Here is a 21849-nt window from a genome sequence, read left to right on the forward strand (position 1 = left end):
CAATGCTGTTTTTCTATGAAAGAATAGAAATCTTTATAAGAATGATTGAAAAGCTTCCTTTGATACGCCCGGGGTGTTATAATATAGCGATGCAAGTGAAGGGAGTGTTGAATATGCCAGAAAATTTACAACTGGTTATTATTACAGGAATGAGTGGCGCTGGAAAAACAGTCGCTGTTCAAAGCTTTGAAGACATGGGCTATTTCTGTATCGACAATTTACCACCAAGCTTAATCCCAAAATTTTGGGAATTAATTAAAGAATCTGGAAAAGTTACCAAGATTGCGTTAGTGATCGATTTACGTTCACGGACCTTCTTTAGAGAAATTCAGGATATGTTAGTCGAACTTGAAAATACTAATTTTATTGATACAACGATTTTATTTTTAGATGCCACCGATGAAGAGTTAGTTTCTCGTTATAAAGAGACACGGCGTGCGCATCCAATGGCGATGGATGGTTTAGTGACAGAAGGTATTCGTAAAGAACGTGCAATGCTGGAAGAAATTAAGGCGGATGCTCAATTGGTTATTGACACTACGGACTTGTCCCCTCGTCAATTGCGGGAACGTTTGAATAAAGAACTAGCAACGAGAGAGACACACGAATTTCGAGTGGAAATGGTGTCCTTCGGCTTTAAATATGGTTTGCCGATTGATGCAGATATCGTCATGGATGTTCGCTTTTTACCTAATCCCCATTATATTGATGAACTACGGCCGTTAACTGGAATGGATCAACCTGTTTATGATTATGTGATGGGCTTCCCAGAAACAGATGAATTTTATACCAAATTTATCGATTTACTGCGAACAGTCTTACCTGGATATAAAAAAGAAGGTAAAAGTAGCGTCACCATTGCAATTGGCTGTACTGGCGGACAACATCGCTCTGTTGCATTGACAGAACGTGTTGGCGCTGAATTAAAAGAGGAAGATTATCATGTAAATATTACCCACCGCGACCGCTTAAAAAGAAAAGAAACGGTTAATCGCTCTTAATGAAAACCTATCGAATTCGTAAACCGAAGATCGTGGTTGTTGGTGGTGGAACAGGCTTACCAGTAATTTTAAAAAGTTTAAGAAATCAAAGTGTTGATATTACTGCCGTCGTAACGGTCGCTGATGACGGCGGTAGTAGTGGCGAGCTTCGTTCCTCTATTAATAACATGACACCTCCGGGAGATTTAAGAAATGTTTTAGTGGCATTGTCAGATATGCCACAATTATATGAAGATATTTTTCAATATCGTTTTGATAAATCAGATAGTCATTTTGCCAATCATGCAATCGGTAATTTAATCATTGCTGCTGTCTCAGAAATGAGAGGAAGTACGTATGAAGCGATTCAATTGCTTTCAAAAATGATGCATGTTGATGGACGGATTTATCCATCATCAGAACGGCCATTAACGTTACATGCCGTATTTAAAGATGGCTCAGTGGCGGTGGGAGAATCAAAAATTGCACTGGATCGCAAGACGATTGACCATGTGTTTGTAACAAATACACACGGAGAAGAACAGCCAAGAGCTGCGCGTAAAGTCGTCAAAGCAATTGAAGAAGCAGACATGGTCGTGTTAGGGCCAGGGAGTCTTTTTACAAGTATTTTACCTAATTTAGTTATTACAGAAATTGGTGAAGCCATCAAACAAACGGCAGCCGAAGTAGTCTATATTTGTAACATCATGACCCAAAAAGGGGAAACGGAACATTTTACGGATGCCGATCATGTTCGTGTCTTAAACGAGCATCTACAAGCGCAGTTTGTTGATACGGTGCTGGTTAACACAGAAAAAGTACCAGAAAATTATATGGATCCTGAAATTTATGATGAATATTTAGTTCAAGTAAAGCATGATTTTCAAGGATTACGTGAAGAAGGTTGCCGAGTCATTTCGACAGACTTTTTAGAATTAAGAGATGGCGGAGTTTTTCATGATGGGGAAAAAGTTGTTGAAGAACTTTTCCGTATCGTATTTGGAACGAAATATTAATTAATCAAAAGAATCAAGAGAGGAGGAGCTTAGATGTCTTTTGCCTCGGATGTCAAAAAAGAGTTAACTGGTTTAGAAGTCCATCGAGAACACGCGAAAGCAGAATTAGCAGCATTAATTCGGATGAACGGTTCACTTAGCTTAGTTAATCAACAGTTTGTCTTGAATGTACAAACGGAAAATGCTGCAATTGCTCGTCGAATGTATTCATTGCTGAAAGATCATTACCATGCACAAGCAGAATTATTAGTTCGTAAAAAAATGAAACTAAAGAAAAATAATGTTTACATTGTGCGTCTAAAACAAGATACACAAAAAATTCTAGCTGATTTGGATATTATGGATGGGGTCGTTTTTAATGGCAATGTGTCAAATGAAATCATGGGTAACGCGCAAAAAATGCGTTCCTATTTACGCGGGGCCTTTATGGCTTCTGGCTCAGTTAATAATCCGGAAACAAGTCGCTATCATTTAGAAATTTTTTCAATTTATGAAGAACACAATAATGATATTTGTAAGATGTTGAATTACTATGACTTAAACGCTCGAACATTGGGACGCCGAAATGGGTATATTTGTTATTTAAAAGGTGCTGAAAAAATTGCCGACTTTTTAACATTAATTGGTGCCACGAACTCTATGTTGAAATTTGAAGATGTCCGGATTGTCCGTGATATGCGGAATTCAGTAAATCGTTTAGTGAATTGCGAAACAGCGAATTTAAATAAAACCATTGATGCGGCTTCAAAACAAATTGAAAATATTCAATTTATTGAAAGTACAGTAGGGCTGACGTCATTACCGGAGAAACTTCAGGAAATCGCAGAATTACGGTTAGAGTATCCGGAAGTTAGTCTCAAAGAACTAGGGGAAATGATTCCTTCAGGAGCTATTTCTAAGTCAGGTATTAATCATCGTATTCGAAAAATTAATGAATTTGCAGAAAAATTACGAGAAAAAAGTGCGTAACTTTTCTGCTCCAGAAGTGAAGAATAACATTTCCGTTTGAAGTGCTATCCTTCACTTTTTCTTTAAGCGTGTAAAAAAAATTAAAGTGTGCAAAAAGTGTGTAGCACTGAAATGTAGTGTTGACCTGTGGTTTAAAGAAAGGACGTTGGCACGAATGTTGCATGTAATAAAATGCAAGCGATTACTTATTGCTGTTTTTAACTAAAACATTAAAAACTATTGGAGGGGTCAAAATGGTTCAACGATTAATTAGTGCAAATGCATCAGAAATCAAACGGATGTCAAAAGAAGAGCTGTTTCAGAGTATTAAAGCGAGCGAAGGGCGCGTAATTTTATCGGAAAATGTGGTAGTTCATCCATCCGTAGCAGGTGATATCACTTGTGCGGAAATGTCAAAAGCATATGGCGCAGACATGATTTTATTGAATGTTTTCGATGTTAATCAACCGATTGTAGTAGCCGCTTATGAAGGGCAATATACTGCGGAAACATGTGTCCCTAATGATGAGGTTGTTCATCGTTTGAAAGAACTAGTCGGTTTACCGATTGGCATGAATGTCGAACCTGTTGATGAAAATTTAGACTTAGCTTCAACGAGAGTTTCGATTGAACCAGGTAGAAAAGCATCGGCAGCTACTTTCAAAAAAGCCAATGAACTGGGTTTGGATTTTATCTTATTGACAGGTAATCCAGGAACTGGCGTGACCAACGACTTGATTGCTAAGAACGTGGCCTTAGCCAAAAAACATTTTGACGGTATCATTATTGCCGGAAAAATGCACAGTTCAGGCGTAGATGAACCAGTGGTCAGTTTAAAATCAGCTGAACAATTTATTGAAGCGGGCGCTGATATTGTCTTAGTCCCAGCAGTCGGCACGGTTTGGGGCATCGATGATCAACAAGTCAAAGAAGTTGTGGATTTTGCACATTCAAAAGGAAAATTAGTTATGAGTGCCATTGGAACTTCACAAGAAAGTGCTCAACCTGAAGTTATCCAAGCAATCGGCATTAGAAATAAAATTTTAGGCGTAGATATTCAACATATTGGCGATGCCAATATGGGCTTAGTTGGTATTGAAAATATTAAAGAGCTTTCTGATGCGATACGTGGGAAAAGACATACTGTTGCTAGAATGGCTCGTTCGATTAATCGTTAAAAAAGTGAACAGAGGCACGAATTCAGAAAATTTGAATTCGTGTCTTATGATTTTTTTATTGAAAAACGGTATACTAAAAGAGAAATAAAGGTTTGAAAGGATGAGGTTTTTTTATGGATATTTCAGTAATTGATGCAACAAAAGTTAACACAGAAACAGGGCTTCACATTGGTGAGAGCAATGCCCCTGTCAAAATGATAGAATTTATCAATGTTCGCTGTCCTTATTGCAGAAAATGGTTTGAAGAGTCTGAGGAACTGTTAGCACAATCTGTCAAAAGTGGTAAAGTTGAACGTATCATTAAGTTGTTTGATAAAGAAAAAGAAAGTTTACAACGCGGCAATGTGATGCATCACTACATTGACTATTCAGCGCCTGAACAAGCACTGTCAGCATTGCATAAAATGTTTGCTACGCAAGATGAATGGGGAAACTTAACCTTAGAAGAAGTAGCGACGTATGCTGAAAAAAATCTGGGCTTAAAAGAACAAAAAGATGCAACGCTTGTTTCCGCAGTGATTGCTGAAGCCAATGCGGCGCACATTCAATTTGTACCAACGATCATCATTGGTGAGCATATCTTTGACGAAAGTGTCACTGAAGAAGAATTACGTGGATACATTGAAAAATAAAAAAAATGGAAACAGCGACTGTCGCTGTTTCCATTTTTTTATTTTTAATTTAAGGCGCTACTATTTTCCATTACTTCATCGATTAACCCATATTCTTTTGCTTGTTCGGCAGTCATATAGTTATCACGATCGGTATCACGTTCAATCACTTCAATTGGTTGGCCAGTTCGTTCAGCTAAAATTGAATTTAAACGTTGACGAGTGTCTAAAATGTGACGAGCAGCAATTTCAATTTCTGTTGCTTGCCCTTGAGCGCCACCAAGTGGTTGGTGAATCATGATTTCCGCATTTGGTAAAGCGAAACGTTTGCCTTTTTGACCAGCTGTTAATAAGAAGCTACCCATAGAAGCTGCCATTCCTAATACGATAGTTTGGACATCCGCTTTAACGAAATTCATGGTATCGAAAATCGCTAAACCTGCAGAAACGCTACCACCAGGAGAGTTAATGTACAAGTAAATGTCTTTTTCTGAATCTTGGGCATCTAAGAATAATAACTGTGCAATCACTGAGTTTGCCACGTTATCATCGATAGGGCCGCTTAGCATAATGATACGGTCTTTTAATAAACGAGAGTAAATGTCATAAGCACGTTCACCGCGAGATGATTGTTCAATAACTGTTGGAATTAAATTCATAAGTAAATCCTCCTATATAAAGAAACTTTTAAAGTCATTCTATCACAAAGCACTTTGAATGCCTATGAAAAGTATACCTCTTTGGTCAATAAAGGTCAACGAAGTCGCTTGAAAAATTTTGTGTCATTTTTTATCCGAAACTTTTGGATTATGTTATACTAAAATGGAAAATTAGAAAAGAGCGAGGGGAAAAATATGTTTGTTTTTATCGCCGGAATGGTCGGTGTAATCGTCGGTGCGCTAATAGTCACAGCAAGTGCCGCCTTACATTCATCTTACAAAGAGCGAAAAGAAGTACGTTATCGTGAACTAGAACATTTGGTTAAAGAAATTGAATCATTGAATTTATTAAATAAAAAAGTCAAAGAAATTTTACAAAAGCGTGAATTATATATAGACAGATCAATTGAATACTTATCGATGGATGATTGTTTCATCAGCATCGATGATTTTATTTATTTGGAATCATTTTCTGCTCAAAATAATTTTTACTTACCGACGTACTTAATTGAAGAATTTTTCAAAAAAATTGCGCATCGTAAAGTCATTTTGACGGCCAGCGAAGTTGCTGAAATGGGTGGTCACACCTATAAAGGCGGCCGTGTTATTTTGGAAAATTTTTCAGACGAGATTTTAGCAATTATTGAAGATAAAAAACGTAAAATGCAGCGTTTGTCTAACGAACCACTTCATTATTTTAAAGCGATTAAATAAAAAAAGAACCAGCGTACCCGCTAATTTTTTGGGGTATCTGGTTCTTTTTCTTGTTGTTCCATATCGGTCATAGTGTCTTCAATTTCTTTATGTAAGAAATAAGAAATAACTGTACGGATGATTACCAAGGTTGCCAATTTCAAAATATCTTGAAAAGTTGGTTTGACAATGGATTCAATAATATCAGCAGCAATTAAAATTTCTAAACTTAACAGAATGTAGCTGCCAAGGAAGTTTTTGATGAACGTATTCATTTTGGTTAAGGTAAAGCGGCTTTGATTTTGTCGTTCACTTTTAATGAAATCTTTTCCTGCTAAACAAACACCCCAAACTAAAACAATAATCGAAAAAACATTCAGTCCTAAAATACATAGCTCAAAAAGTGGGGTTAAAAGCGTCATTAACTGATGGGGCCACTCATTCATCGTATTCACTCCTACCAAAAAGCCTTTTCTTTAACTATAACGAAACGGCTGACTAACGTCAAATATTGTTGAAATAAACGGGCTAAACTATTCAGCTTATAGAACAAAACTAAGAAAATTATGAATAGCATCTAACAATTAAGTAAAAGAACTGTAAAGGTTCTTTTACTTTTTTTGTGTAAAAAAAGAGTCTTAAAAGGAATCAAGTAGCAAAAAGTAAGTGAAAACCAACTTTGTCAGTGGATAGTCTTTTCATTAATTTTTAAAAGACAAATTTTACGTTTTCAAGAGCCGAATACTGCCAAGTTTTAGCCTTTAAAGGTGATAGAATCAGAAATTGAGTAAGAGATGTGTCACAAAAGCAAGGAGACACATCGACTTGATGAAAGATTTAAGGAGCTGTAGTTGAAGTAAAGAGAAGCAAGTGTCCCAAACACTAGCGAAAGAAAATAGGGAGGATTAAAATGTTTAAGAAAGCAACGAAATTATTATCGACAATGGTGATTGTCGCTGGAACAGTTGTGGGAAATTTCAGTCCCACGTTGGCTTTAGCCGAAGGAGTGGTTAAAGCAGGAGATACAGAAGGAATGACCAATACGGTGAAAGTGAAAGACGACAGTTTGGCTGACTGTAAACGGATATTGGAAGGACAAGCTGCTTTCCCAGTTCAAGCGGGTGAAACGGAACCGGTTGATTTAGTGGTTGTTGAAGATGCCAGTGGTAGTTTTTCAGATAATTTTCCACATGTAAGACAAGCGATTGATGAAGTGGTTCAAGGTTTATCTGATCAAGACCGCGTGATGCTGGCTTCGTATCGTGGCGGAAAACAATTTATATTTCCTGATGGAAAAGTAAAAATTAATTCAGCTGATTATGATATGAATGTGCGTGTTGATACTCAATTAACCCATGATAAAAGCCAATTTGTCTCTGGATTTGGAGATGTTCGGACGTATGTATGGTGGTACACCAACTGCCTCAGGATTGAAACTTGCTTTAGATACGTACAATCAAACACACGGAGATTTAACGAATCGAAAAACATATTTCCTATTAGTGACAGATGGGGTCGCTAATACACGTTTAGATGGTTACTTGCATAAAACCAACACCAATGATTCAATCAATGAATATCCAGATCCAAGACATCCTTTTCAAGTTTCGGTTGAGTATAGTAATGACTATCAAGGTGCAGCAGCAGAAGTTTTAGCGTTAAACCAAGAAATTACTAACCAAGGCTATGAAATGATTAATGCGTATTGGGAAAGTGTTGAATCTTTAAGTTCAGTAAATTCATATTTTGATAAGTATAAAACAGAAGTGGGTCCTTTTGTAAAACAAGAGTTGCAACAAGGATCTAGCACACCAGAAGATTTTATTACAAGCCAATCTATTGATGATTTTACAACCCAATTAAAACAAATTGTCAAAGATCGTCTGGCGCAATCGACACCAGCAACAGCTTCATTAACGATTGCCAATCAATTTGATATTCAATCGGCGACCGCTACGGACGATGCTGGAAATGATGTGCCTGTTCAAATTAACGGACAAACCATTTCAGCAACTAGTACAGAAGGTTACGTAGGAAACATCACGATTCACTACGAAGTCAAAGAAAATACAGCGATTGATGCAGCAACCCTTGTAAGTAGTGGGACAATGAATCAAGGAACAATTGCTAAGGAATTTCCAGAAGCGACGATTCCTAAAAATGACAATGCGCATGCGTGTGACGTGACGCCAGAAGATCCAACGATTACAAAAGATATCGAAAATCAAGAACACTTAGATTTAACCAATCGTGAAGATAGTTTCGATTGGCATGTCAAAACAGCCTTTGGCAACGAAACCAGTACTTGGACCCAAGCCAGCATGGTAGATGACATTAATAAAGTGTTAGACATCACTGATGTAAAAGTCACAGATGAAAATGGTAAAGATGTTACAGCCAATGGCACAGTAACACAAGAAAATAACAAAGTAACTTTTGAAATGAACAAACAAGCAGACAGCTATGACTATTTAAGTGGTCATACGTACACAATGACCATTACTACTAAAATCAAAGCTAGCGCAACGGACGAAGAATTAGCGCCTTATATTGAACAAGGTGGGATTCCCAACCAAGCGGACTTAAACTTTGGCAACGAAGGGGACGTGTTACATTCCAACAAACCAACTGTAACACCACCTGCACCAACGCCAGAAGATCCAACGATTACAAAAGATATCGAAGGCCAAGAACATTTAGACTTAACTAATCGTGACCAAGAATTTAAATGGAATATCAAAACAGCCTTTGGCAACGAAACAAGCACGTGGACCCAAGCTAGCATGGTGGATGACATTAATAAAGTGTTAGACATCACAGACGTGAAAGTTACTGATGAAAATGGTAAAGATGTTAAAGCTAACGGCACAGTAACACAAGAAAATAACAAAGTAACTTTTGAAATGAATAAAAAAGACGATAGTTATGCCTATTTGAGTGGTCACACATATACAATGACTATCACCACTAAAATTAAAGCTGACGCAACGGACGAAGAATTAGCGCCTTATATTGAACAAGGTGGGATTCCTAATCAAGCCGACTTGAACTTTGGCAACGAAGGTGACGTGTTACATTCCAACAAACCAACTGTAACACCACCTGCACCAACACCAGAAGATCCAACGATAACAAAAGATATCGAAGGCCAAGAACATTTAGATCTAACCAACCGCGACCAAGAATTTAAATGGAACGTCAAAGCAGCTTTCGGCAACGAAACAAGCACGTGGACCCAAGCCAGCATGGTGGATGACATTAATAAAGTGCTAGATATCACTGATGTGAAAGTCACCGACGAAAATGGTAAAGATGTTACAGCCAATGGCACAGTAACACAAGAAAATAACAAAGTAACTTTTGAAATGAACAAAAAAGACGATAGTTATGCCTATTTGAGTGGTCACACATACACAATGACTATTACCACTAAAATTAAAGCTGACGCAACGGATGAAGAATTAGCGCCTTATATTGAACAAGGTGGGATTCCTAATCAAGCCGACTTGAACTTTGGCAACGAAGGTGACGTGTTACATTCCAACAAGCCAACCGTAACACCGCCTGCACCAACGCCAGAAGATCCAACGATTACAAAAGATATCGAAGACCAAGATCACTTAGATTTAACCAACCGTGAAGATAGTTTCGATTGGCATGTCAAAACAGCCTTTGGCAACGAAACCAGTACTTGGACCCAAGCCAGCATGGTGGATGACATTAATAAAGTGCTAGATATCACTGATGTGAAAGTCACCGACGAAAATGGTAAAGATGTTACAGCTAACGGCACAGTAACACAAGAAAATAACAAAGTAACCTTTACTATGAACAAAAAAGATGACAGCTACTCTTACTTAGCTGGTCATACATACACAATGACTATTACAACTAAAATTAAAACTGACGCAACGGACGAAGAATTAGCACCTTACATTGAACAAGGCGGAATTCCCAACCAAGCGGACTTGAACTTTGGCAACGAAGGTGACGTGTTGCATTCCAATAAACCAACGGTAACACCACCTGCACCAACACCAGAAGATCCAACGATTACAAAAGATATCGAAAATCAAGAGCACTTAGATTTAACCAATCGTGAAGATAGTTTCGATTGGCATGTCAAAACAGCCTTTGGCAACGAAACAAGCACGTGGACCCAAGCTAGCATGGTGGATGACATTAATAAAGTGTTAGACATCACAGACGTGAAAGTTACTGATGAAAATGGTAAAGATGTTAAAGCTAACGGCACAGTAACACAAGAAAATAACAAAGTAACTTTTGAAATGAATAAAAAAGACGACAGTTATACCTACTTAGCTGGTCACACATACACAATGACTATCACCACTAAAATTAAAGCTAGCGCAACGGCCAAAGAATTAGCGCCTTATATTGAACAAGGCGGGATTCCCAACCAAGCCGACTTAAACTTTGGCAATGAAGGTGACGTGTTACATTCCAACAAACCAACAGTGACACCGCCTGCACCAACACCAGAAGATCCAAAAAAACCTAAACCTAAACAACCGTTAAAACCGAAGAAACCGTTGACGCCTACAAATCATCAAGCACCAACGAACCCAGTCAATTTTGGAAAATCAGCAAGTAAAGGAATTCATTTACCAATGACTAATACAACAGTAAATCCACTTTACATGATTGCAGGTTTAATTGTCCTTATAGTGGCTATTAGCTTTGGCATAACAAAAAATAAAAAAAGAAAAAATTAAACAAACTAAAAAGGAAGAAAAAACATGAATAAAAAAATTTCGTTCAGTCTGTTAATTTTGTTACTTAGTTTGTTGGTAGGTTTTACATTTATTCCGCATAAAAAGGAATTAAGTTTTAATGAGTATCAAGAAAAAAAACACTCTGGCGAAACATTTTATGTTGTTTTAAAAAAGAAAAACTGTTCAGATTGTCAGGATTTCGAGAAACTATTACAAGCACCTAAACAGGTTTACTATGTAGAATTAACCAACAAAGAGACCATGAAGGAATGGTCAACATTTATCCGAGAAAATAAAGTTTTACATGTGCCATCTATGTTTAAAATAGATAACGGCCATCTCAAGAAAATTGATGGAGAAGGAGATGCGAATCAATTATTCGCAAACTATCAAAAAATAATGAAGTAAAAAGAATAAAAAGACAAGCCAAGTTTCCTAAATAAAGGAAACTTGGCTTGTCTTTTTTATAGTAATAGTCGTTTATTAAATAACATGTGAAATGTTTTGCAAATTCATTTTGGTTTGATAAAATAAATATGAACATATGAATTTGTTTTCATTTGTTTTGAGAGGAGGAACGAATGATTGAATTGATTTTACTTTTGTCGGTGATTCTTTTAGGTTTATTGATTGGAAATAAAAGAGTTGATAAGTAGCTTTTTCTTAAGGCATTACTTTTGTTTTCTGTTATGCTAAGTGTGAGCATCTTAATTTCGGTAGCTATGTATTTATTATTAACAATAGGCGTTTCAAACGTAATAGGCCAGCGGTTAGAGTCGTTATTTCTTTTAGGGATAGTCGTTATCATCGGTACGAGTCTTTTGTTATATTTTTTATTGAATTTAACGACGAAAAAAATTGTTTTACCCATCGTTTTAATGAAAATAATTGAATATTATATTCAATGGGTATTGATTTATGTTACTATTTATCAAGTGATTTTTGATCAGTTTATTATTTCTTCAGAAGTAAAAAATACGTTACAAGGAACTATTGATGAGCCAGTCGCAATCATTATTGTTATTTTGCCATCATTTATTTCAATTTGGATTGCCGTTGTTTTATTTAGGATTCGTATGGAAGAACTTTAATCAGATACTTTTAGAATGGAGGAGTTTGTATGTCTGCTTGGCAAACATTTAAAAATGGAACAAGGCAATTTTTTAAAGACATCTTGCAGTACTTATGGTTATTTTTTACTTTAAATGTCTTATTATTATTGGTGGGTGGGGCTTTTAGTTGGGCTACTTCCAACGCACTAAAAACTCAAGGTATTCCTTATCTTTCGTTTAATAACCTGAATTTATTGTTAGAAAAGCCGCTTGCTCTGGTGTTATTAATTCTCTTGTTGTTACTTTTTTTAGGTGCAGTTTTTTATCAGTTTACCTTTTTATTATTAGGGATTTTTCAAATACGGCAAGACCATCGCTTTCATTTTAAAGGAGTTACCAAGGCATCTTTTAAGGTTCTTAAAAAGCAAGGTGCCCGTTCGTGGTTATTCTTTTTCGGTTATTTTGTTGTCATTGTCCCTTTTGGTAACCTGATTTTCCAAAGTAATCTATTGACGAAATTTGTGATTCCAGATTTTATTGTTGAATTTTTGTCCCAACGAATTCCTTACTTGGTTGGGTTACTGGCCTTTGGGTTATTAGTCTGGTATTTAGCTATTCGTTTCATTTACACGCTTCCATTAATGATTCTGGAGAGAAAAAAAGCGGGCGAGGCAGTCAAGGCTAGTTGGTCAATGACAAACAAACGATTATGGTTCATTATTCGTAATATTGCATTTGTGACGATCGCGGTATTTGTTTCAACGTATGTTATTTATGTGTTACTTTATCTTCTACAGTTGAAGTTAGATACCTTGAGCGATACCATTAGTTTGCTAGGTGGTATTTTAAATTTAACGGTCGTCCAATTTTTACAGTTTGTCTCTAATGCTTGGCTTTCAGTATTACTGATTAATTTCTTATATACACAATTAAATGTTCAAGCAGAAACGACGACAAAAGTTGCCTTTGACAAAGAAACGAAACGTAATAAATTAGTGACTATCGGAATGGGCCTAGGACTATTCACCATTTTTGGCGGCTATATAATTTTCAACGCTGTTTACTTAACAGGGCTATTAGAATCAAAACCTTTGATTATTTCGCATCGAGGGGTCACCAATAGTAATGGCGTACAAAATACTATTCCTGCTATGGAAAGAACCATTAAATTTAAACCAGATTATATTGAAATTGATGTTCAAGAAACCAAAGACCATCAATTTGTTGTGATGCATGATGCAAACCTTCAAGAACTCGCCGGCGTTGATGGCACGCCGCAAGAATTTACGTTGGCTGAATTAACAAAAATGACCGTTAAAGAAAATGGCCAAGAAGCACCAATTGCCAGTTTTGATGATTATTTAGCGAAAGCAAACCAAGCCAAACAAAAATTACTAGTAGAAATTAAAACGTCTAAACAAGATAGTCAAGGTGCGCTTTCTAACTTTATTGAAAAATATGAACGTCCTTTGATAAAGAATAACCATCAGGTTCAATCTCTCGACTACAATGTGATCAAAGCGTTTAAAAAAGCCAAATCAAAAGTAAAAGTTAGTTTTATTTTGCCCTATAATTTCACTTTTCCAGAAACACAAGCTGATTTGTATACAATGGAAGCTACCACGTTGAACGATACCTTCATTTTAAAAGCTGACCAACAGGAAAAAGCAGTTTATGCTTGGACAGTTAATGACTCAGAGGTATTAAGTAAAATGCTCTTTATGGACGTTGCTGGAGTGATTACCGATGATTTGGAGTTAGTCAATGAAGAAGTCAATGACTTTGAAAAAAATCCGTCGTATGCGGATCGTATTTTGCATTATATTTTTATGTTGCCAAGTGTGGCTTCTCAATAAAAAATGAAGAAGAGGGTTAAATGAAGTGAAAAAAGAATTTTCGCGAGTACTTCTTAAAAATCAATCAGATGAAATTCTTATCTTAAAAGATCGGCCAGACACATGGAATTTCCCTGGCGGAAAACAAGAACTTGGTGAATCAGCGCTGGAATGTGCGATTCGTGAAATGAAAGAAGAATTAGCAGTGGAAATTACTGAACTTGAAGAAATTTTTACTGGACCACTTGTTTTTGATTCAATCGTTTGGCAAGGACATTTTTATTTTGCCAAACAAGCCCAAGGAAAAGTTACGCTGAACGAACCAAATAAAATTAAAGGCGTACAATTTATTAAGCGGTTTGAGGAAGTAAATTTTTCACCAGGATTAGCTCCGCTATTTGATTATTTGGCGCGTAGTGATTATTTAAAGTTAAATAAAACTAACTGGAAATAGAAAGAATAGAAATGTTTTTTGCTAGGGCTTTGTCAAGCGCATCTTTGATTATTTTAGAAAGTCCAAGGAAAAGTCGTGGGCATTGTTTATTCCTAATAAATATGTTATAGTAACTAAGTAATCAATTTTGATAAGTAATTTGAGTTATATATTTAAAAACTATACTTCTCCTTTTGCCACTCAACATTTTTTGCAATAATTTGCATATTTTTATGCACTAGGAGGAAATATATATGAACAACGGTACAGTAAAATGGTTTAACGCAGACAAAGGTTTTGGATTTATTACAGGTGAAGATGGCAATGATGTATTTGCACATTTTTCAGCTATTCAATCAGATGGATTTAAAACTTTAGACGAAGGCCAAGCAGTAACTTTTGATACTGAAGAAGGTCCACGCGGCTTACAAGCAACGAACATCGTAAAAGCTTAATAATGAATGAAAACGGACCACGTGTTGGTCCGTTTTTTTGATAGCTGTTGTCTGATCTCGTCATTAATTACATAGCAAAACAAAGCAGATGCCATTTAAAGGAGGAGAATCTGAAGACGACCTTAACTGAGCTGTTACTTGTAAGTGGATTATTTTGGCTAGTAATCATAATTGGTGTGATTGCGGGTAGCATATTTCTAATTAAGTATTTTAGAGGTCGGAGCTGAACGGTTCTGTTCCCGCCAATTATCAGGTTTTAAGCCTGGGACAAAAATCCAAAGTGATTTTTGCCCCAGGTTCTTTATTTAATTAGGGTATTAAGTTTTAGGTAAAATAATTAACAAATTAAAAGCAATTTACTATATAATCAGAAAGGGATTTTTAAGAGAGAAGCAGGTGTTTACTTGTCGTAATACTTTGTTTAGCAGATAGAAAAAGGAAACGTTATGCGTTACAATAGGAACGGAGGAATTTAACCTTATTGGATTTGTAGCTGAAGCAGAACAAATGTTGTCGCGTTAAGTGCAATTGAGCTTGCCACAAGCAACATTTGAAAAAACTACGGATAGAAAAATCATTCCTAAACAAGAAAAAAACACTCTTTAGATGAATAAAGAGTGTCCAGAAACGTTGATAAATCAACATATTTAAATAACGCGCCCTGAGGGAATCGAACCCCCGTCTCAAGAACCGGAATCTTACGTGATATCCACTACACTAAGGGCGCGGCACGAATACTAGTTTAGCTGATATTGACAAAAATTACAAGAGGGAGGACGAAAATAATGAAATTTGAGCAACGAATGTCCCAACAACAAAAACAAGTCCAGAAGTTGGCCATGACTCAACAGCTTCAACAATCCATTCAAATTTTACAATTTAATACGGAAGAACTCGCTGCCTTTGTTGAAGCGAAAGCACTAGAGAATCCATTGATTGATTTACAAGTAGATACGCAGTACACCACAGATTTTCCGATAACTAGTCGTTCTTACACCAACCAAGACGAAGAAAATAATTATATGAATCAAATTCCAGACTATCATTTATCATTATTTGAGTCTTTAATTGATCAAATTCATTTGAATTACCGCGATACATACTTGCGAACATTGGTTTTGTTTTTAGTAGAATATATAGACGTGAATGGTTATTTAACGATTTCGTTAGAAGAAGCGGCAGAAAAAACCGAAGCAAGCGCCATTCAAATGCTAGATGCATTAACTTTGTTACAACAGCTAGATCCAGCAGGTGTGGGGGCACGCAATTTACAAGAATGTTTGATGCTACAAACAGAACGAGACGATACCGCGCCTAATTTAGCGTATATTTTATTGGAGGAAGAGTTTGATGCCTTAGTGAGTCGTAAATGGGGCCCGTTAGCTAAAAAATTCGGGATTGAATTAGCAGAAATTCAATTGATCTTTGATTATATACAAACGTTATCGCCAGCGCCAGGGAATATTTTTGATGCGACCGAGGAATTGTATATTCGACCAGATTTAACTGTCCGAATCAAGGAAGATCGAATAGTGGTGATTTCCAACAAAGCTGGTCGACCGACATTAAATTTTCAAGAAAATTATTTCAAACGAATGCAAGAGACTGACGACAAAGAAGTCCAAGAATATATTAAGGATAAGAAAAACGAATTTGAATGGTTAGAGCGCGCAGTGAATCAGCGGGGGGATACAATTTTACGTGTAGGGCAAGAAATTGTGCGCCGTCAAGAAGCCTTCTTTTTAGAAGCAGATCGGCCATTAAAACCAATGACTTTAAAAGAAATTGCGGATGCTTTGTCTATTCATGAATCGACAGTTAGTCGTGCGGTCAATGGAAAATATCTAGAAACCACGTTTGGCGTCTTTGAATTGCGCTCATTCTTCTCCACAAGTATTCTTTCATCAGAAGAAGATGGCGAGGATGTCTCAACAACGATGGTTAAAAAGCAACTACAAAAATTAATTGATGAAGAAGTAAAAAGTAAACCGTTATCTGATCAAAAATTAGTCGAGCGATTAAAAGATTCAGGCATGGAAATATCCCGGCGAACGGTGGCAAAGTATCGTGAAGCCTTAGGGATTCCATCTTCATCTAAACGAAAACGATATGAGTAAACAACCAAAGCTTATGAGTGATTTTCATAAGCTTTGGTTGTTTTTTTACAATTTAAAAAATGTTGGTTTTTTGAATTGTAAAAAAAGCCTAAAGGAGACAAAGTTTGCTTGCCATTTCCTAGGAAAAAACGTATATTAAAGTTACTTGCTTCTTTAAATAAAGGAAAAGAATAATTTTATAGAAAAGTTGGAAAGCACAAATGAATCAGACAGCAAATAGCAAGAAAAAACGCTATATTACAGGTTTTGATGGCATTCGGACGATCGCTGTAATTGGCGTGATTTTGTATCACCTTTTTCCCCAAGTCATGCGAGGTGGCTACTTAGGTGTTCCGATTTTCTTTGTTGTTTCAGGTTATCTTATTAACGACTTGTTGCGGCAAGAATGGGCAGAAAATCAGACCATTGATTTAAAAGGATTTTATGTGCGAAGGATGAAACGGCTGTATCCAGCATTAATTGTGATGCTTTTAAGTGCAGTTAGTTATATTACACTCTTTCAGCAGGATTTATTAAACAATATTCGCAGCGTTGTCGCTAGTAGTGTTTTTTATTACAACAACTGGTGGCAAATTTTTAAAGGGTTTTCTTATTTTGATGGATTTGCGACACAATCGCCATTTGTACATATTTGGTCATTGGCAGTTGAAGCGCAAAATTATTTAATTTGGCCATTACTTTTTATTCTTCTGGAACGCTTTGTTCGTAAGCGCGGTCGAATTTTCAGTTTAGTTTTAATCGGCGCCTTAATTTCGGTGACGCTGATGGCCGTTTTATATGTTCCTGGCGCAGATCCTACACGTGTCTATTATGGAACAGACACACGTGTTTTTTCTATTTTACTAGGTAGTGCATTGGCGTATGTTTGGCCAAGCACACGTTTGAAAGAAGAAATTCCAGAAGCCTCTAAAAAAATCTTAAATGGGGCTGGTTTAAGTGCCTTAATTCTTTTAGTATTAGCCTTTTTAACATTATCAGATCATACAAATTTTGTTTATTATGGCGGCATGTTTTTAATTAGTTTGGCAGCCACTGTCTTAGTGGCCGTCACTGCACATCCAGGGGCAGATATGAATCGTTGGTTAACGAATCCAGTCTTTACGTGGATAGGTAAACGGAGTTATGGCATTTACTTGTATCAATTCCCAATCATGATTTTTTATGAGGCCAAAATTAAGACCTTATCGGACCATGTTTTTCTACATTCATTGGTTGAAATAGCATTAATTTTAGTAGTGAGCGAATTGTCATATCGTTTTATCGAACATCCACTGACACGATTGTCTTATAAGGATGTCTGGACTCAATTCACTGAATTCTTACGGAAACCGTGGGACCTTCGTGAAAAAGGGACAATGGCCTTTATGACAGTGATTAGCGTGATTGCAGTATTCGGTTTAATTGTGGCTCCAGCAAACGCTAAAAGTGCGCAACAAGAGCAACTAGAAAAAAATATTGCGAAAAATCAGCAAAAAATTGAAGAACGTAAAAAAGAAGTCCAAGAAAGTGGCACGAAAAATAGTAGCACGTCCACAGAAAGTAGTACAAAACCGAGTGAAAGCCAAGACGTTCTACCCACACAACTCACACCAGAGCAAGTAAAAAAAGCGCAGAATTTAGAAATCACAACTATTGGTGATTCTGTTATTCTAGATGGTGCTAGCGGGTTACAAGATATTTTCCCTAAAATGATTATCGATGGGGAAGTGGGCCGTCAATTGTATAGTAGCATTTCACTAATTGGTGAACTAGACAAAAAGAAAATGCTCAAAGATACTGTTTTAGTGAGTTTAGGTACGAATGGTCCTTTTACAGAGGCACAATTTGATGAATTTATGAAAGCGTTAGGTAATCGAAAAGTTTATTGGATTAATGTTCGCGTCCCAACTAGAAGATGGCAAAATCAAGTGAATAGTTTACTTAGTCAAATGGACAAAAAATACGATAACTTAACGGTCATTGACTGGTTTAATTATAGTAACGCCCATGATGATTGGTTTTATGATGACCGAGTTCATCCAAATGTGGCAGGCGGCGAGCAATATACACACTTTATCGCGGAGAAAATTTTACAGTAGCAAGAAACTTCCAGCTCAGATGAAAGGGGCTGGAAGTTTCTTGTTATAGGAAAAGCAAATATAGGTAATTTAATGATTTTCTTGAAAACCTAAGCTTTTTTTTTAGATATCTGGTATACTGTTTTTGTTACAAGTTCCCGAAAGGATTTAGCAAGTAATTGTCGTTACTTACTAAAGATGCCTTGTAACCGAAACTATTTAGGGGGAATAACATTATGACAGAAAGACATTTATTTACATCAGAATCCGTTTCAGAAGGACATCCAGATAAGGTAGCTGACCAAGTCAGTGATGCAATTTTAGATGCGATTTTGGAGAAAGATCCGATGGCCCGCGTGGCATGTGAAACATCCGTAACAACTGGTTTAGTCCTAGTATTTGGAGAAATTTCTACAACAGCTTATGTAGATATCCAAAAAATTGTTCGTCAAACTGTGAAAGATATTGGTTATACACGAGCAAAATATGGATTTGATGGAGAGACTGTCGCAGTTCTTGTAGCAATCGATGAGCAATCACCTGATATCGCTCAAGGGGTTGACGCAGCCTTAGAAGTGCGTGATCAAGATGAAAAAGACGATATTGGCGCTGGTGACCAAGGCTTAATGTTTGGTTTTGCCGTTGACGAAACACCGGAATTAATGCCATTACCGATCGCGTTAAGTCATCGTTTGGTTCGCCGTTTAGCAGAATTGCGGAAGGAAAAAGTCTTACCTTACTTACGTCCTGATGCAAAATCTCAAGTAACAGTGGAATATGATGATCAAGGTCAACCACAACGTGTGGATACGATTGTCATCAGTACACAACATGATGATGAAACAACCTTAGAACAAATCGAAAAAGACATTAAAGAACAAGTAATCAATGAGGTGATTCCTCATGAACTTTTAGATGATGAAACAAAATACTTTATCAACCCAACTGGTCGCTTTGTAATCGGTGGCCCTCAAGGAGATGCCGGCTTAACTGGTCGTAAAATTATCGTTGATACTTATGGCGGTTATGCTCGTCATGGCGGCGGCGCTTTTTCTGGAAAAGATGCAACCAAAGTTGACCGCTCTGCTAGTTATGCTGCGCGTTATATCGCGAAAAACATTGTTGCTGCTGGTTTGGCGAAAAAAGTAGAAGTCCAATTAGCTTATGCAATTGGTGTGGCGCAACCAGTGTCTATTTCTATTAATACGTTTGGTACGAGTGATCTTCCAGAAAGTAAATTAATCGAAGCAGTTCGTAAAAACTTTGATTTACGTCCAGCAGGTATTATTGAAATGCTAGATTTACGTCGCCCAATTTATAAACAAACTGCGGCTTATGGTCATTTTGGTCGAACAGATATTGATTTACCTTGGGAACAAACAGATAAAGTTGAAGCGTTAAAAGCTAGTTTAGCTGAATAATTAAATAAAAAAAAACAAGAAGTCAGCCAATACTTGGCTGACTTCTTGTTTTTTTTGCAATAATTTTTTTATGAAAAAGCATTTTTTTAAGACATTTTGTTCTTTTTTGTATAGAATAGCTATGGAGCAATTTAGAAAATTGACAATTGAATAGAAAAGGATGTGAACAAATGGCAAAAGAAACAAATGTGAAGTTAGTCACGGTGAGTGTTTTTGTGGCAACATTTATGACAGCCATTGAAGGGACCATTGTGTCTACTGCGATGCCAACGATTGTCGGCTCGTTACATGGCATGGAAATTATGAACTGGGTATTTTCAATTTATTTATTAACGAATGCGATGTTAACACCGATTTATGGGAAACTTGCGGATAAAATTGGTCGTAAACCTGTCTTCATGATTGGCATTATCATTTTTATTTTGGGCTCCTCGTTGTGTGGCTTTGCTCAAGATATGTTGACTTTAATTATTGCCCGCGCAATTCAAGGTGTGGGGGCAGGCGCAATTTTACCAGTTGCGTTAACGATTATTGCCGATATGTATACATTGGACAAGCGAGCGAAAATTTTAGGCTTAAACAGCGCCGCCTGGGGAATTGCCAGTATTTTTGGTCCGTTAGCAGGTGGTTTTATTGTAGATACAGTCGGTTGGCATTGGATTTTCTTCATTAACGTTCCTATTGGACTTGTTTTATTGGGCTTGATTAGTATTTTCTTAGTTGAACCAAAGCGGGAACGGACCAAGATGCCAATGGATATTTTGGGCAGCGTTACTTTGATGGCAGTGTTGCTAACGTTATTGCTAGGTTTTCAAATGATTAGCGATAATGGTTTTACATTAGTAACATTTGGTTGTTTGAGTTTGAGTGTGCTCTTTTTTGTAGCGTTTGTGATGATAGAAAAACGCGCGCAAGACCCAGTGATTGATTTGCATTTATTTAATCAACCAACGTTTGTTTTAGTAAATCTTATTGCGGCGCTTATTAGCGGTTTCTTAATGGGGATTGATGTCTACATTCCGATGTGGATGCAAGGTGTCTTAGGAAAAAGTGCAGGAATTGGTGGCTTAGTTTTAGCGCCTATGTCGTTACTGTGGATGGCTGGATCATTTATAGCAAGTAGCTTTATGGAAAAATATGCTATGAAAAAAGTTTTAACGATTGGGTTATCGATTCTATTAGTCGGGGCCATCTTTTTAGTGGTAATGCCAATGGCCGTTCCGTTTTGGCTTTTCTTTGTAGTGTCTTCTGTCTTAGGAGTTGGTTTTGGGATTACTATCACAACGACTACGGTGACCGCACAAAGTACAGTGGAGCCTGAAAAAATGGGGGTTGCAACATCGTTTAATACGTTGGTGCGTACAATTGGGCAGACTGTGATGGTGTCAATTTTTGGTGTGATTTTAAATGCAGGAATGTTTGCGAAATTGGAAGCGAGCGCGTTAAACGTCGATGCAGATGTCATGAATCAATTAGTGAATCCACATACTGCAAATTTAATTCCAGCTACGTTGTTAAAACCATTACGCGGTATCCTCTATGCAGGTCTGCATAATGTTTACTTAGTCGGTGCGGGCTTAGTTGTTGTCGCTCTTTTGTTAAATATTTTCGCAAAAGCGCAACGAGCGAAGGTTTAGTGGTACACTAATAGAAAGAGT

The 21849-nt window shown here is 36.9% G+C and carries 16 protein-coding genes, 1 tRNA gene, 2 pseudogenes and 1 riboswitch; of the genes and pseudogenes, 16 read left to right on the forward strand and 3 right to left on the reverse strand.

The window, feature by feature from the left end; translation table 11 throughout:
- The first annotated feature begins 113 nt into the window (after positions 1-113).
- From rapZ to IGJ24_RS02635, 5 genes are all read left to right on the forward strand, one after another.
- Positions 114-1001 carry an RNase adapter RapZ gene (gene rapZ / locus IGJ24_RS02615; RefSeq protein WP_002355625.1) on the forward strand — a complete coding sequence of 296 codons (888 nt, stop codon included), beginning with the start codon at positions 114-116 and terminating at the stop codon, positions 999-1001.
- Entirely contained in the window at positions 1001-1996 is a 996-nt protein-coding gene (locus tag IGJ24_RS02620; protein ID WP_002355627.1) for a gluconeogenesis factor YvcK family protein, read from the forward strand. Before rapZ ends, IGJ24_RS02620 begins: the two co-directional genes overlap by 1 nt.
- Positions 1997-2029: 33 nt before the next feature.
- On the forward strand, positions 2030-2965 hold the full coding sequence (gene whiA / locus IGJ24_RS02625; protein ID WP_002358736.1) for a DNA-binding protein WhiA: 936 nt from the start codon (positions 2030-2032) through the stop codon (positions 2963-2965).
- A gap of 233 nt (positions 2966-3198) precedes the next feature.
- Positions 3199-4122 (forward strand): DUF7916 family protein, encoded by a 924-nt coding sequence (locus IGJ24_RS02630; RefSeq protein WP_002358737.1) that lies wholly within the window; start codon positions 3199-3201, stop codon positions 4120-4122.
- 113 nt (positions 4123-4235) lie between these two features.
- The gene (locus IGJ24_RS02635; RefSeq protein ID WP_002361283.1) at positions 4236-4754 is read left to right on the forward strand and encodes a DsbA family protein; all 519 of its coding nucleotides are present in this window, start codon (positions 4236-4238) and stop codon (positions 4752-4754) included.
- A gap of 44 nt (positions 4755-4798) precedes the next feature.
- Here IGJ24_RS02635 and clpP read toward each other — a convergent pair whose 3' ends face one another.
- Positions 4799-5392 carry an ATP-dependent Clp endopeptidase proteolytic subunit ClpP gene (gene clpP, locus IGJ24_RS02640; protein ID WP_002355633.1) on the reverse strand — a complete coding sequence of 198 codons (594 nt, stop codon included), beginning with the start codon at positions 5390-5392 and terminating at the stop codon, positions 4799-4801.
- Between the two features lie 195 nt (positions 5393-5587).
- On the opposite strand from clpP, the gene IGJ24_RS02645 reads away from it, so the two are divergent.
- Positions 5588-6106, forward strand: a complete 519-nt coding sequence (locus IGJ24_RS02645) for a hypothetical protein (RefSeq protein WP_002355635.1) — start codon at positions 5588-5590, stop codon at positions 6104-6106.
- A gap of 20 nt (positions 6107-6126) precedes the next feature.
- Here the strand turns inward: IGJ24_RS02645 and IGJ24_RS02650 are convergent, their stop codons facing one another.
- Positions 6127-6531 carry a DUF1622 domain-containing protein gene (locus tag IGJ24_RS02650; RefSeq protein WP_002383026.1) on the reverse strand — a complete coding sequence of 135 codons (405 nt, stop codon included), beginning with the start codon at positions 6529-6531 and terminating at the stop codon, positions 6127-6129.
- 464 nt (positions 6532-6995) lie between these two features.
- Between IGJ24_RS02650 and IGJ24_RS02655 the strand changes: the two are divergent.
- The 6 genes and pseudogenes from IGJ24_RS02655 to IGJ24_RS02680 all read left to right on the forward strand — a co-directional run bounded on the left by IGJ24_RS02655 (position 6996) and on the right by IGJ24_RS02680 (position 14596).
- Positions 6996-10821: pseudogene (locus tag IGJ24_RS02655) on the forward strand (isopeptide-forming domain-containing fimbrial protein).
- 24 nt (positions 10822-10845) lie between these two features.
- Positions 10846-11229: a bacteriocin transport accessory protein gene (locus IGJ24_RS02660; RefSeq protein WP_016616410.1), complete on the forward strand. Its 384-nt coding sequence runs from the start codon at positions 10846-10848 to the stop codon at positions 11227-11229.
- A 173-nt stretch (positions 11230-11402) separates the two neighbouring features.
- Positions 11403-11912 (forward strand): annotated as a pseudogene (locus IGJ24_RS02665) (SA1002 family membrane protein).
- A gap of 29 nt (positions 11913-11941) precedes the next feature.
- Positions 11942-13729: a glycerophosphodiester phosphodiesterase gene (locus IGJ24_RS02670; protein ID WP_289865802.1), complete on the forward strand. Its 1788-nt coding sequence runs from the start codon at positions 11942-11944 to the stop codon at positions 13727-13729.
- 25 nt (positions 13730-13754) lie between these two features.
- Positions 13755-14162: an NUDIX hydrolase gene (locus tag IGJ24_RS02675; RefSeq protein ID WP_002361287.1), complete on the forward strand. Its 408-nt coding sequence runs from the start codon at positions 13755-13757 to the stop codon at positions 14160-14162.
- 233 nt (positions 14163-14395) lie between these two features.
- Complete coding sequence (locus tag IGJ24_RS02680) at positions 14396-14596, forward strand: cold-shock protein (RefSeq protein WP_002355647.1); 201 nt, start codon at positions 14396-14398, stop codon at positions 14594-14596.
- A gap of 655 nt (positions 14597-15251) precedes the next feature.
- Here the strand turns inward: IGJ24_RS02680 and IGJ24_RS02685 are convergent.
- Positions 15252-15323: transfer RNA gene (locus IGJ24_RS02685), tRNA-Arg, on the reverse strand.
- Positions 15324-15381: 58 nt separating this feature from the next.
- On the opposite strand from IGJ24_RS02685, the gene rpoN reads away from it, so the two are divergent.
- From rpoN to IGJ24_RS02705, 4 genes are all read left to right on the forward strand, one after another.
- Positions 15382-16713 carry an RNA polymerase factor sigma-54 gene (gene rpoN, locus IGJ24_RS02690; protein ID WP_002366210.1) on the forward strand — a complete coding sequence of 444 codons (1332 nt, stop codon included), beginning with the start codon at positions 15382-15384 and terminating at the stop codon, positions 16711-16713.
- A gap of 200 nt (positions 16714-16913) precedes the next feature.
- Entirely contained in the window at positions 16914-18791 is a 1878-nt protein-coding gene (locus IGJ24_RS02695; protein ID WP_010822575.1) for an acyltransferase family protein, read from the forward strand.
- A 122-nt stretch (positions 18792-18913) separates the two neighbouring features.
- Positions 18914-19009, forward strand: a riboswitch (SMK box riboswitch).
- Positions 19007-20191, forward strand: a complete 1185-nt coding sequence (metK, locus tag IGJ24_RS02700; protein WP_002355656.1) for a methionine adenosyltransferase — start codon at positions 19007-19009, stop codon at positions 20189-20191. It overlaps the preceding riboswitch by 3 nt.
- A 170-nt stretch (positions 20192-20361) precedes the next feature.
- A complete protein-coding gene (locus IGJ24_RS02705) occupies positions 20362-21828 on the forward strand; it encodes an MDR family MFS transporter (protein ID WP_048949526.1) in 1467 nt (488 codons plus the stop codon).
- Positions 21829-21849: the final 21 nt, after the last annotated feature.

It is taken from the genome of Enterococcus sp. DIV0546 (assembly GCF_051712785.1).
GTDB classification, from domain to species: Bacteria; Bacillota; Bacilli; order Lactobacillales; family Enterococcaceae; genus Enterococcus; species Enterococcus faecalis.